The sequence below is a fragment of the Porifericola rhodea genome (assembly GCF_030506305.1).
Lineage (GTDB): Bacteria > Bacteroidota > Bacteroidia > Cytophagales > Cyclobacteriaceae > Catalinimonas > Catalinimonas rhodea.
Genome location: NZ_CP119421.1, coordinates 1,754,530 through 1,768,497, shown reverse-complemented (window position 1 = coordinate 1,768,497; position 13,968 = coordinate 1,754,530). Strand labels below are relative to the sequence as shown.

The 13,968-nt window shown below is 37.3% G+C and carries 11 protein-coding genes; 7 read left to right on the top strand and 4 right to left on the bottom strand.

Annotated elements, in window-relative coordinates:
* Positions 1-12: 12 nt before the first annotated feature.
* Both cysC and prmC read right to left on the bottom strand, forming a co-directional pair.
* Positions 13-612, bottom strand: a complete 600-nt coding sequence (gene cysC, locus PZB74_RS07235) for an adenylyl-sulfate kinase (protein WP_302241782.1) — start codon at positions 610-612, stop codon at positions 13-15.
* Between the two features lie 94 nt (positions 613-706).
* On the bottom strand, positions 707-1,585 hold the full coding sequence (gene prmC / locus PZB74_RS07230) for a peptide chain release factor N(5)-glutamine methyltransferase (protein ID WP_302241781.1): 879 nt from the start codon (positions 1,583-1,585) through the stop codon (positions 707-709).
* 29 nt (positions 1,586-1,614) lie between these two features.
* Here prmC and PZB74_RS07225 point away from each other — a divergent pair, with 29 nt between their 5' ends.
* A complete protein-coding gene (locus tag PZB74_RS07225) occupies positions 1,615-2,610 on the top strand; it encodes a RibD family protein (RefSeq protein WP_302241779.1) in 996 nt (331 codons plus the stop codon).
* On the opposite strand, the gene PZB74_RS07220 is transcribed toward PZB74_RS07225, so the two are convergent.
* Complete coding sequence (locus PZB74_RS07220; protein ID WP_302241778.1) at positions 2,600-3,232, bottom strand: cytochrome c oxidase subunit 3; 633 nt, start codon at positions 3,230-3,232, stop codon at positions 2,600-2,602. The two genes, PZB74_RS07225 and PZB74_RS07220, sit on opposite strands and share 11 nt — an antisense overlap.
* Positions 3,233-3,365: 133 nt before the next feature.
* Here PZB74_RS07220 and mfd point away from each other — a divergent pair, with 133 nt between their 5' ends.
* Together mfd and gldJ are read left to right on the top strand one after the other, a co-directional pair.
* Positions 3,366-6,716 (top strand): transcription-repair coupling factor, encoded by a 3,351-nt coding sequence (mfd, locus tag PZB74_RS07215; protein WP_302241777.1) that lies wholly within the window; start codon positions 3,366-3,368, stop codon positions 6,714-6,716.
* Positions 6,717-6,963: 247 nt separating this feature from the next.
* The gene (gene gldJ, locus PZB74_RS07210; RefSeq protein WP_302241776.1) at positions 6,964-8,178 is read left to right on the top strand and encodes a gliding motility lipoprotein GldJ; all 1,215 of its coding nucleotides are present in this window, start codon (positions 6,964-6,966) and stop codon (positions 8,176-8,178) included.
* A 51-nt stretch (positions 8,179-8,229) separates the two neighbouring features.
* On the opposite strand, the gene PZB74_RS07205 is transcribed toward gldJ, so the two are convergent.
* On the bottom strand, positions 8,230-8,907 hold the full coding sequence (locus tag PZB74_RS07205) for a ComF family protein (RefSeq protein WP_302241775.1): 678 nt from the start codon (positions 8,905-8,907) through the stop codon (positions 8,230-8,232).
* Positions 8,908-9,020: 113 nt separating this feature from the next.
* Here PZB74_RS07205 and PZB74_RS07200 point away from each other — a divergent pair, with 113 nt between their 5' ends.
* The 4 genes from PZB74_RS07200 to PZB74_RS07185 all read left to right on the top strand — a co-directional run bounded on the left by PZB74_RS07200 (position 9,021) and on the right by PZB74_RS07185 (position 13,962).
* The gene (locus PZB74_RS07200; protein ID WP_302241773.1) at positions 9,021-9,380 is read left to right on the top strand and encodes a hypothetical protein; all 360 of its coding nucleotides are present in this window, start codon (positions 9,021-9,023) and stop codon (positions 9,378-9,380) included.
* A 3-nt stretch (positions 9,381-9,383) separates the two neighbouring features.
* Positions 9,384-10,151, top strand: a complete 768-nt coding sequence (xth, locus tag PZB74_RS07195; protein WP_302241772.1) for an exodeoxyribonuclease III — start codon at positions 9,384-9,386, stop codon at positions 10,149-10,151.
* Positions 10,152-10,248: 97 nt separating this feature from the next.
* Positions 10,249-13,557 carry a DUF4175 family protein gene (locus PZB74_RS07190; RefSeq protein WP_302241770.1) on the top strand — a complete coding sequence of 1,103 codons (3,309 nt, stop codon included), beginning with the start codon at positions 10,249-10,251 and terminating at the stop codon, positions 13,555-13,557.
* A 3-nt stretch (positions 13,558-13,560) separates the two neighbouring features.
* Positions 13,561-13,962 (top strand): ATP-binding protein, encoded by a 402-nt coding sequence (locus tag PZB74_RS07185; protein ID WP_302241768.1) that lies wholly within the window; start codon positions 13,561-13,563, stop codon positions 13,960-13,962.
* Positions 13,963-13,968: the final 6 nt, after the last annotated feature.

Here is a 13,968-nt window from a genome sequence, read left to right as displayed (position 1 = left end):
ATCTCCTTGATTTTAAACTGATAAGGATGTGATCTCTAAAATTTTGTCTACTAACAACTGATGGCACTCCTTTATACTTTTTTCTCCTGTTTTAAGACGAAGGTCCGGATGTTGGGGTTCTTCAAACGGGGAGCTGATACCTGTAAACTCTTTTATTTCGCCTTTTCTGGCTTTGGCATAGAGCCCTTTTACATCTCGCTGCTCACACACTTCTAAAGGGCAATCTATATATACCTCAAAATAAGCATCATTACCAATAATTTCTTTGGCCATTTGTCTGATACTTTCTGTCGGGCTTATGAGAGAGCAGATTGTTACAACTCCGCAGTTGGCAAAGAGCTTGGCTACTTCAGCAGCTCTACGAATATTTTCCCTTCTCTCTTCTTCACTAAATCCCAAGTTATTATTTACTCCTGTACGAAGGTTGTCTCCATCCAGCAGCATAGTTAGTTTTTTTTCCTGATGCAGCGTGTTTTCAGCGGCTCTTGCCAGGGTACTTTTTCCTGAACCGGAAAGCCCTACCATCCAGATTACTTTTCCTTTTTGCTGAAGTAATGCTTCCTTGTCTTGCTGCTGCAGGATAGTATCAAAAATTGGATAAATATGATTCAATTTTTTCTAGGTTAGATTTAAAGTAAAAATAATAGATTAGGTTTCTTTAAAAAAATATATATCCTGCTCGCTTACAAAACTATAGGACATTTTTTTAAAAAGTAAACATTGCACAAACAAATCGGTCCTTTTGTTGTAAATCTTTTATTTCTTCTATTTCTCTAAAGCCTATGGATTTCAGCATTTCTACAAGCTCTTTGCTATGGGCTTCATTAATCTCAAAATACAAACGTCCTCCATTCTTAAGCATACCCTCTTTACAAAGGTTGGCTATCTGCCGGTAAAATAGGAGAGGGTCATGGTCTTCTACGAACAACGCCTGATAGGGCTCATATTTAAGCACATTGTTCTGCATCTGCTGCTTTTCGCTCTCCTTTACATAGGGAGGGTTACTAACGACCAGGTCATAAGCCTGTAATTTTTCATTTGGAGCTAGAATATCCTCCAAGTACCACTGAATATCAGCATTATAGCGACCTGCATTAGCTTTAGCCACTGCTAATGCCTCCTGGCTGGCATCTAAGGCTTCTACATAAGGGCTATTCATTTCCTGGTTAAGCGTTACGGCGATGCATCCACTTCCGGTTCCAATATCCAGCACTTTTAAACCTTCTTTTGTATTGCTTTTAACAATAATATCAACCAGCTCTTCTGTTTCTCGCCTGGGAATTAACACAGCAGGTGATACAAAAAACGAACGACCGTAAAAAAACGTTTCCCCTATTACATATTGTATAGGTTCTTCCTTACAAATTCGTGCAATAGCAACTCTAAGCTGATTTTCTTTATTAGCATCTAGCTGAAACTGACGGTCCAGCAATATATCATTACGTTTTAGTTGCAGGTAGTGCTCCATAAGCATAAGTGTCATGTAGCGCACCTCTTCAATCGCGTAGGTAGCTGATAAGCTTTGAGAAATTTGCTCAACCGTAGTTTGATACCATGCGCGAGCACTGTACACCTTTTCTTTCATTGGGATAATTTGAATACTTTAGCAGCGAAATGCCCAACAAAATTGACTTTTTATATCGTAGTCTGCAACTAGCCACTTACGGAATAGGTAAAGTTTCACCTGTGCAAATGCATGGCTGGGTGCTTATAAATAGCCATGCGCGTATAGTTTCAGAAGGATGGGCGCCTGAAAAACCTGTAGATCTTTTGCTGGCACATAGTTTTGAGGGTGATGAATACACACTTTATATATCCTCTTTTTCTAAATCGGTAGCAGACCTTTTTTCACTTCAAAAAATACCAAATATTCAGTCACTATATTGTTGTTCACGTATTTCTGAAGCAAACAAAAATATAGTGCCTGATGCTGTTGCTTGCTACGAACAGCAATTAGCAGAACAGGAGAACTCTATAAACCGCCGATACAATTGTATCTCTAATCGTTTACGCCCCTACATCATTTTAAAATGGGCACAAACTTCTGATGGTTTTGTAGCCAGAAAAAACTTTGACTCTAAATGGATCAGTAATTCACTGTCCAGAAAGTGGGTACATAAATGGAGAACAGAAGAAGATGCCATACTGGTAGCAACGAATACAGCTCATTATGATAATCCGCAGCTTAATGTTAGAAGCTGGACAGGAAAAAATCCAATACGAATTGTCATTGACAAACATCTACGTTTATCTCTAACTCTTAAGCTTTTTGATAATTCTCAGCCAACTTTTTGTTACAATACCAAGATTGATAAACAAGATGGACTGATTACCTGGATTAAATTACCTGAACGCAATAAAGCTGATTTTTTTTCCGAACTTCTGGCAGATTTAGGTCAAAGACAAATTCAGTCTGTAATAATAGAAGGAGGTTCGCAATTACTCCATTTTTTGGTAGAGCAAGAACTATGGGATGAGGCACGAGTGTTTGTTGCCCCAACCTACTTTGGTGATGGTATAGCTGCTCCCCATATAAAGCGAAGCTTTCTCTCTCACCAGCAGCAGATTGGCTCCGACTCTCTCTACTATTACTTTAATACTAAAAGCTAAAAAGGAAGTAAAAGAAAAGCAGTATCCAGAGGGCATCTACAAAATGCCAATAGGTTACAAGCATTTCTAAACGTACTCTCTGGTATGGGTTAGTAATTACAATCAGGCTTTTTACCGGATCACGATATACAGTATTAATTTTTGTGTAGGCTAAAGTGAGTAGCACAAGCCCGCCGGCCAGGTGAATGATATGAAGGCCAGAAATTATATACAGATATGAACCCGAGTCTTTTCCCGTAAGTCGGATACCTGACTGATTTAGTTCATACCAGCCGATATACTGGCTTATTGTAAAGGCAAGTCCTAACAAAAGTGCTACTTCAATAGATCTTTTTACTTCTTTAATCTGATCTTTCTTAAAAGCAGGAAGTGCTTTGGAAATCGCAAAGCTGGAAAATAATAGAAGAACTAAACTAACAATAAAAGCCTTAGGCATAGTAAAGTTAATGTAGTCTGCCTCTGGTCGGCTAAAGGTATAGGCAGTTATCATAAATAGAAAAACGAGTGAGCTGCCAAAAATGGTAAGATAGAGCAGCATTTTATGAGGATGGATTTTTTCCAACCTCGCCATTGCGCCTTCTCTACTTTTTTCCTCTGTATTGTTTTTATTTTGCTGCTGCATATCAATATGGAGTGTACAATTGTTACCTATAAAACATAATTGCCAAGGTGTAGTTCTGATATATCTAAAAACTTAGAGAGCAATACCGTAAAATATATAATTTTAGACATTATTTCATCTAATTATTTTTAGCGTGCAGATTCAGCATTTCATTGATCTTTACTCTTCTGATAGTCTTATACATACGCTGGCTACCCGGGTAAAAAACGATTCTGGAAATTTTATTCAAATAAAAGGATTAGTAGGAAGCCTGGATGCCATCATTGCTTCAGCACTTTATAAAATACACGGTCAAAATCACGTATTTGTTTTAAGCGATAAAGAAGAAGCCGCTTATTTTCATAACGATCTCCAAAACCTGAACAAAGATCAGGAAATATTACTTTTTCCCTCTTCTTACAAAAAGCCTTATCAGCTGGAAGAGACAGAAAATGCAAATGTACTGATGCGGGCAGAGATACTAAATCGCATTAACAACCCTCTCACCAAAGGTGAAATGATTGTTACTTACCCCGATGCATTAGCAGAAAAGGTAATCAACAAGAAATCGCTTCAACAAAACACATTTGCAGTAAAGGCAGGCGACAAACTAGATACTCAATTTTTAAGTGAGCTTTTGATTTCTTATGATTTTGAGAAAACAGATTTTGTTTATGAAGCAGGGCAGTTTGCCATTCGTGGTGGTATAGTAGATATTTTTTCTTATGCCCATGAAATGCCCTATCGTTTGGAGCTTTTTGGCAACGAGGTAGAGAGTATCCGTATTTTTGATGTTGAAAACCAGTTATCGCAAGATGAAGTAGAACGCCTGAGTATTATTCCTAATGTTCAGACTAAACTACTACAGGAAGAACGTCAGTCATTTGTAGATTTTCTTCCTGGTGAGAATACCAATATCTGGTTTAAAGATTTTGAGCAGACAACTGATATTATTAACAGCTTTTTTGCTAAAGCAGAAGAAAGCTTCGACAAAATCATGAATGCTTCGGGAAACACGCAAATAATTTCCCAACCTGAAATTCTCTTTGAAACAGCTACTGGTTTCAATAAAAGCATAGAGCAGCTTACTAAAATTGAGTTTGGCAACCGCTACTATAGTAAAACCGATCTGGTATTTAAAATTGATAGCGAACCACAGCCCTCTTTCAACAAAAACTTTGAGTTGTTGGTAGATAACATCCGTACGCTATACGAAAATAGCGTACAGGTTTTTATTTCTTCCGACTCTGAGCATCAAATAGAAAGACTCACTACCATATTTGAGGAGCTAGACTCCTCTATATCATTTGAGCCACTTTACGTATCTCTCCGGCAGGGCTTTATCGACAAAAACATGCAGCTTAGCTGTTATACAGATCATCAGCTTTTTGACCGCTTTCATAGATACAAAACACGAAGTGCCCATGCTAAATCCAGAGCATTAACACTGCAAGAGCTTCGTTCATTAAATACTGGTGATTATGTAGTACACATAGATCATGGTATCGGGCGCTTTGCCGGTCTAGAAAAAGTAGATGTAGGAGGCAAAGAGCAGGAAGCTGTACGTCTGGTTTATCGTGATAATGACTTACTTTATGTAAGTATACATTCCCTTCACAAGATTTCTAAATACAGTGGACAGGAAAGCGCACCTCCCTCTATTAGTAAATTGGGCTCTCCAGAGTGGGAAAATAAAAAGAAAAAAGCAAAGAAAAAGGTCAAAGACATAGCTAAAGACCTTATTAACTTATATGCTAAACGCAAAGCCTCGCATGGCTACGCTTTTAAGAAGGATACGTTCTTACAGGCCGAACTTGAATCTTCATTTATTTATGAAGACACCCCCGATCAGGCAAAAGCTACGGAAGATGTAAAGTCTGATATGTTACAGCCATACCCTATGGATCGTTTGGTGTGCGGAGATGTAGGTTTTGGTAAAACAGAAGTAGCCATACGAGCAGCTTTCAAAGCTATAAATGATGGTAAACAGGTAGCAGTACTGGTACCCACTACTATTTTGGCGATGCAGCACTACCAGACTTTTAAAGACAGATTATCAAACTTTCCTGTAACTGTAGATTATATCAACCGATTTAAGTCCGCTAAAAATATTAAAGACATACTTAAAAATACTGCGGAAGGTAAAGTAGATATTTTAATAGGTACGCATCGTATAGTAAACAAAGATGTAGTCTTTAAAGATTTGGGTTTAATGATTATTGATGAGGAACAGAAGTTTGGGGTAAAGGTAAAAGAACGCTTGAAAGAACTACGCGTTAATGTAGATGCTCTTACACTTACAGCTACTCCAATACCTCGTACCCTTCATTTCTCTTTAATGGGAGCGCGTGACCTTAGTATAATATCTACCCCACCACCTAATCGGCGACCAGTTACAACTGAGATTCATACGTTTAGCGAAGAACTTATTAGAGATGCTGTAAGCTATGAGTTGCGTAGAGGTGGGCAGGTGTTCTTTGTTCACAACAGAGTACAAAACATTGAAGAAGTCGCCAATATCATTCTTCGTCTTGTGCCAGACTCTCGTGTTGGTGTCGCCCACGGACAAATGGACGGCTCCAAGCTCGAGAAAACTATGCTCCGCTTTATTGATGGTGAGTTTGACGTATTAGTCTGCACCAATATTATTGAGTCAGGCCTGGATATCTCCAATGCCAATACCATCCTGATTAATAATGCGCATATGTTTGGCCTCTCCGATCTTCACCAGATGCGGGGTAGGGTAGGGCGCTCTAATCGGAAGGCATTTTGCTACCTCTTAGCACCACCTACAATAGGCCTTACTGCAGATGCCCGTAAGCGCTTAAGCACTTTAGAAGAATTTTCCGAACTGGGCGATGGATTTAAAGTGGCTATGCGAGACTTAGATATTCGCGGAGCAGGAAATCTACTGGGAGCAGAACAGAGTGGTTTTATCTCAGACTTAGGGTTTGATATGTATCACAAAATTCTGGACGAAACCGTGCAGGAGTTAAAAGAGACTGAGTTTAAAGACTTGTTTACTAAAGAATTAAGTGAACAAGTTAAACCTTTGGTACAGGACTGCACTATTGAAACAGATTTAGAAATTTTAATTCCTGAAGAGTACGTTAATAGTACTACAGAAAGACTGAGTCTATATTCAAAACTAGACAATCTTAAAAATGAAGATGAGTTAAAAGCTTTTCAATTAATGCTGGAAGACCGGTTTGGTCCTATACCTGAGCCTGTGCAGGAACTAATTTCTACAGTACGCCTTCGGTGGAAAGCAGAAAAGCTTGGGTTTGAAAAGCTTATGCTAAAAAATGCTACGGTCAAGTGTTACTTTGCTACTTCTGACAATCAGGAATACTTTAATTCTGAAACTTTTGGCAAAATCTTACAATTTGTACAACAACATAGCAAAAGCTGTAGGCTGAAAGAAACTAAAAAAAGACTTATTTTAGTTGTTCAAAATATTGAAAATACTTATAAAGCAATTGAACTACTAGATGCCATGCTCTAATGCCAAAAATTATTTATGCGTTTATAATTTGTGTTGTGTCTTAGCGTTACAAATAAACAAGGCGGAGTCTGTAATCTTTATTATTTCATATTTTTACTTACATACATTAAATTTAGTCCACTAACGGTTACTAAATTTTCGTATTTGTTCTCAATTTAGTAGTCTCAAACAAAGCGCAAACTTTGTTTAGTTATATGAATAATAAGCTGAAGAGCTATAAAACTTAGAATATTAACAAACAGGTGTTATGAAGAAAACTTGGAATCTGGTCAAGAGTGCATCTCTTATGTGCTGTGGCGTTGCTATCATGTCAGCCTGCAGCAAGACCCACCCAACCAGCGTCAACCCCGGGCAATCCAGTTCCGCTACCGGAATTGAGTACAATGTTGAGGGAAATTTTACTCTAGATGAATATCGCGGTCAACCTGAAGCTCCTAATATGGTGTACATAGAAGGGGGTAGGTTTGTAATGGGATCTTTTGAAGAAGATTTAATGGGTACACGCGACAATCTGGAAAGAACTGTAACTGTAGCTTCTTTCTATATGGATCAAACAGAAATTGCTAACATTCACTGGTTAGAATATCTATTTGATATTAAACAAGATTCTACTACTGAATTTTATAACTCTGCTCTTCCTGATACAACTGTATGGAGAAGAGACCTTGCATATAATGACCCTTATGTAGATCATTATTTAAGATACCCTGGTTTTCGTTATTTCCCTGTAGTAGGAGTAAGTTGGAGACAAGCTAATGATTACTGCAAGTGGAGAACTGCTGTAGTAAACGAAAAGTTGATTGAAGAGTCTGGAACTGATATAAGCGTACCTGAAGGTGGTCGTGTTCCTTTGGAAACTGGTGTAGTCCTTCCTGATTTCCGTCTGCCTACAGAAGCGGAATGGGAATATGCTGCTAAAGCCCTTATTGGCACCCAGTACCTTGACGAGAACCATACAAACCAACGTATTTACCCTTGGGATGGTCATTCTACCCGTAACCCTTACGGCAAAGAAATGGGTTATTTCCTTGCTAACTTTAAAAGAGGTCGTGGTGACTATGCCGGTATTGCTGGTAAATTGAATGACGGAGCCATGATTACTGACTACATTTATGAGTATCCGCCCAACGATTTTGGTCTTTATAATATGGCAGGTAATGTAAACGAGTGGGTAATTGACGTTTATCGTCCTCTCTCTTTTCAGGATTTCAGTGACTTGAACCCTATTCGTAGAGATGGCACTCTTGATCCTGAAGAGCGTTATGATAACCAAAAGCATCCTAGTTATGCTGGAGATTATAACTCTCTTATTACTAATGAACTCAGAGTATATAAAGGTGGGTCATGGGCAGATGTAGCTTACTGGTTATCTCCAGGTACTCGTCGTTATATTGAACAGGACTCTGCAACAGCAACTATTGGTTTCCGCTGTGCTATGATTAGAGCTGGTACTAACTACTAATTTTAATTCAATACACTTGTTGGCTTGGTAGCATTGCTGCCAAGCCTTTTTTTATTCTACGGCTGCCAAAGCCGCTACACTAATATCGGTACATCCTGAGCGACGTAACAACTCTACACATTGTATCATAGTAGCCCCGGTAGTAATTACATCGTCTACCACTAATACTCTTTTACCTTTTAAAGGTGCTTTTTTTGTAATGGCATAAATGTTTACTGTATTGTCAAACCTCTCCATTCTTCCCTTTTTGGTTTGAGTTGTGGTGTTTACTTTTCTATAAAGCGACTTTTGATCGCATGCGATGTTTAGTACTTCTGCCATTCCCTTAGCAATATGATACGCCTGGTTATATCCTCTTTTTCTCAACTTAGCTTTGTGTAGTGGAATGGGTAGAACTATATCAAAAGTATTTGTATAGCCTGCGGCCATAAGTGAGTGAGCAAACCATTTCCCACAAAGCTCACCTAACTCGGGAGTGTTTTTATATTTGATTTGATGCAAAATTTTCTGTACTCCGCTATGCCGACTAAATTTATAATATGCCAGCACATGCCTTACATGTACTAATCCAGAAAATTTTCTCTCAAGCTTTTCGTTTTTATTATGCAGTTCAAATTTGGGAAGACTAGCAGCATAAGAAGTAGATATCCACTTTTCACCTCTTGCTAATGGTTGCTTGCTTACTACACAGCAATGCGGAAATAGAAGGGAAATAAAATCATTAAGCATATTACGTACGTATACATTTTTAATGAAGATATCACATACTTTTCTTCATAGGTCATTACTTTGCTTGTAGGTATTACAAGAGTAATAATTCACACAATTGATTAACTAACTTAATGTACAAAAAAGACCTCGAACTAGAGAGAAACTGGCAGAAGCTGCTGAAAAGGGTAGAGGAGATGCTGGGAAAAAAACCTAAAGACCTTAATGGACTCCTTTTTTTAATAGGGGTCCAGGAGTTAGGTAAAGGGTTTCAGCATTTTTCTAAAGAAGAAAAACAAGACCTTATACATATTGCGATCTGTAAGGTACTTTCCCTTTCTGGTTTCTACGAATTAGAAGGAGTAGATGAAGAAGGATGGCCTCACTGGATATTAATTAAAAAGCTTCCTCACTTTGATCTTCTTGAACAGGAAAAACTTCTTAAAATGCACATAATTGATTATTTTAATTTAGAACTGGGTATAGAAATTTAATACATGCGAATAGTCTCCTACAACGTTAACGGTATAAGAGCGGCAGTTTTAAAAGGACTGATAGAATGGATTCAAAATGATAATGCTGACATCATTTGTTTACAAGAAATAAAAGCACATACCTCACAGATTAATATTGCTGAATTTGAGTCTCTCGGCTACCATACCTACTGGATGCCTGCAGAAAAGAAAGGCTACAGTGGTGTAGCTATTTTGAGCAAAATTAAACCTAATCATGTTGAGTATGGCTGCGGCATAGACTTGTATGATCAAGAAGGTAGAGTTATCAGAGCGGACTATGAAAGTTTTTCTGTTATGAGTGTATACATGCCTTCAGGGTCAAGTGGTGATATCCGACAGGATTTTAAAATGCAATGGTTGGGTGATTTTGAGAGCTACATAAGCAACTTAAAAAAGACTCATCAAAATTTAGTCATTAGCGGCGATTATAATATATGCCATAAGCCCATAGACATACATGACCCTGTACGCAACAAAAAATCTTCGGGTTTTTTACCAGAAGAAAGAGAATGGGTAACTAATTTTTTAGAAAGCGGTTTTATAGATACATTCAGATACTTTGACGAATCTCCGCATCAGTACTCATGGTGGAGTTATCGAGCACGCGCAAGGGACAAAAATTTAGGTTGGCGAATCGATTATCATATGGCTAGCCAAAATCTTGAACATAAGCTGGCTGGTGCAGCTATTTTAAATGAAGTAAAGCATTCTGACCATTGCCCTATCGTGCTAGAACTTAAAGACGTATAAGCACAGTAGTTTCTTTACGTACTTTTTAGGTATGGTTAATGCGAACTAACTATTGTGCTTACCAGGTTTTATACTTTTAATCTTATCAATTTAGCGTATGGCCTCTGAAGCGAACATTAATAAAGTTATTGCGCAGCTTAAACTGTATAAGCGAAAATTTTACCTTAATAAATTAGCTAGGGGAAGTATTTACTTTGGGGCGGTACTACTTTCCCTTTATCTAATACTAAGTTCCTTTGAGTATACTGTACGTCTAAATTCTGCAGGTAGGACTATCCTCTTTTTCTTATTTGTCATTGTATTCTTATTCATACTATATAAATGGGTACTTGACCCCCTAATAAGAATTACAAATAACAGCCGGCAGATTACTGATGAAGAAGCCGCCAGGCAAATAGGAACATATTTTCCAGAGGTAAAGGACAAGCTACTCAATGTGCTTCAATTGCAAAAGAACTCCAGTATAAATAATACACTTTTAAGTGCTAGTATAGCTCAAAAGACAGAGCAAATTTCAGTTGTATCTTTTCCGGTAGCTATTAATTTAAAAGAGAATCTTAAGTATGTTAAGTACCTTGCTATTCCAGCCATTCTGATTCTCTTTGTACTAGTTTCTATTCCTCAGCTCTTTACTGAAAGTAATAAGCGTATTGTTAATTTTAATAAGGAATTTGTTCCCGAAGCACCTTTTAATTTTGTACTGAAAAACAATACCCTTTTAGCTTTTAAAAATGAAGACTTTACAATAGACCTTGCTATTGAAGGAGAGGTATTGCCTGATAAAGTTTATATACAAAGTGCTGACAGAAAATTTAGAATGACAGCAAATGAAGCTGGAATTTTTCAATACAACTTTCAGAGTATTCAGAGAAATATTGACTTTACTATTGAAGCTGCTGGATACACCACAAAAGAGTATAGTATTAAGGTAGTAGAAAGGCCTAACCTTAAGGATTTTAGTGTTTTTCTGGATTACCCAGAATATGTAGGCAAAGAGGATGAACGCCTTAATAACGTAGGTAATTTACAAGTGCCCGAGGGGACAAATATCAGCTGGAAGTTTAATGTATTAGCATCTGACTCAATGCGCTTAAGCTTTATCGAGCAAAAGGAAAGCCATCTATTGGAAGAAGAGACAAAGCAGGTTTTTGCATTTGAAAAGCAGATTTTTGAGTCTGATCATTATCAGATTGATCTCACAAATGAATATAGTACTAATAAACAAAACATTAGATATTATCTGGATGTAATCCCTGACCAGCATCCTAAGATTAGTTTGCAACAACTACAGGATACTACTATGTACCAGTTTCTTGTGCTAGGGGGTAATGTTTCTGATGATTATGGATTAACACAGCTGACATTGTATTACAGATTTGAAAAAGCTGATACTGATAACAATGACAAATTTCAACGGATTAATCTAGATCTGGATAATAAACAAAACACACAAAGTTACTATCATCAGTGGCGTATAGATAGCTTTAAACTAGAGCCTGGCGATAAGATTCGCTACTTTTTACAAGTGTGGGACAATGATGCTGTAAATGGATATAAAGCGAGTAAAACATCTACTTACGTTTTTAATATTCCTGATAGAGCAGCTATTAAAGAAAGCTTAGACAAAGCTACTGAGCAAACACAAACGCAAATTAGTAAAACTGTACAGCAAGCAGATCAAATTAAAAAGGATATTGAGGAAGTTGAAAAGAAACTAAGAGGTAAAAAAGAACTAAGCTGGCAGGACAAGCAGAAAATTGAGAACATAATAAAGAATAGACAACAATTAGAGAAAGAGCTTCAGGAATTACAGGAGCAGAATAAAGCTACTAATATGAAGCGTGAGCAGTTTGACCAGCAGTCTGATGAAATGCAGGAAAAAATCAATCAGCTCCAAAATCTTATGGATGAGCTTTTAGATGAAGAAACCAAAAAATTATATGAGGAGCTACAGAAGTTACTAGATGAACAAGCTGAATTAGATAAGATCCAGAATAACCTAAGAGAATTAAGCAATAAAGAGCAGAATTTAGAGGAAGAACTTGAGCGTAGTCTTGAATTATTCAAGCGTATGAAGTTTGATATGAAGTTAGAGGAGTTAGAGAATGAGCTTACTGAAGATGCTGAAAAACAGGAGAAACTTGCCGAAGAGACTCAAGATAAAGACAATAGTACAGAAGACCTTAGTAAGCAACAAGAGGAACTCAATAAAGAGTTTGAAGACTTTCAGGAACAGATGAAAGAACTGGAAGAACTTAATCAGGATTTAAATAACCCTGCACCTATGCAGGATATGACTGAGGAGAATAAGCAGATACAAGAGGAGCAGCAAAAGGCTAAAGAATCATTAGATAAAGGTAATCGTAAAAAAGCTAATCAGTCGCAAAAGAATAGTTCTCAGCAAATGAAGAAGATGGCTCAAAAGATGCAACAAATGCAACAGAGCATGGAGATGGAAATGCTACAAGAGAACATGGATAATCTGAGAAACATTTTAGACAATTTAATCACTTTATCTTTTGATCAGGAAGATATCATGAAGTCGTTTCGTGATGTTAAGCAAAACGACCCTCGCTTTATTGAGCTATCGCAAAATCAACTTAAGATTCGCGATGATGCTCAAATTATAGAAGACAGTCTTTTATCGCTTGCAGAGCGAGTGTTTCAGATTCAGTCGTTTATCACCCGCGAAGTAAAAGATATGAATCAATATATGGATGAAAGCATGGAAGCCTTGAAGGAAAGGCAACAATATAAAGCCATAAGCAAGCAACAGTTCACGATGACATCTATGAATAACTTAGCGCTCTTACTTAACGATGTACTGGCGCAGATGCAACAACAAATGGCTGATGCTATGGGTAATCCACAGAAAAAGCCAGGACAATCGCAGCAGAACATGAGTATGAGCGAACTTCAAAAGCAGCTTAACCAAAAGATAGACCAGCTTAAGAAAAGTGGTAAATCTGGTAGGGCACTTTCTGAAGAACTTGCTAAATTAGCTGCTGAGCAAGAGAAAATTAGAAAAATCATGCAGGAAATGAATGACTCTAATGAAGAGGGTGCAGGTGGAGCAGGCGATCAGCTTTCTAAGAAAATGGAAGAGACAGAAACAGATCTAGTTAATAAAAAGTTAACTTCCGAGATGATAGAAAGACAAAAAGAAATTATGACTCGTCTTTTGGAAGTAGAAAAATCAATGCGTGAGCAAGAGTTAGATAAGAAGCGAAAAGGAGAAACTGCAAAGGATGATTATGAACGCCGAACTACAGAAAGCTTTGAAGAATATATCAAAACAAAAAAACAGGAAATTGAGCTATTGAAGACAGTCCCTATTAAATTAAATCCGTATTATAAAAACGAAGCTAATAAGTATTTTCAGAGGTTAAATAATAATACTAATTAAAGAATGAACTCTATAAACATTGAAATCCCCTCTTTATCGGAGAACATCAGAATGATTGAGAGCTTTATTGATAATGCAAAAGAGCGTTTTAATCTTAATGATGACATTTATGGTAACATTATGATTGCTGTTACAGAATCTGTTCATAATGCTATACGACACGGTAATGGAGGGGATGCAAAGAAGAATGTCCAACTTTCTTTAGTGCTTTTAGATGATGCTATTCGTTTTACTATCAAGGATGAGGGAGAAGGCTTTGATTATGACAATCTTCCTGATCCTACCTCACCAGAAAATTTAGAAACACCAGGCGGTAGAGGAATTTTTCTTATGAAACATTTATGTGACGAGGTAAACTTTTTAAATAATGGTCAGGTAGTAGAACTCATCTTTTACATTAATTAGAATCAG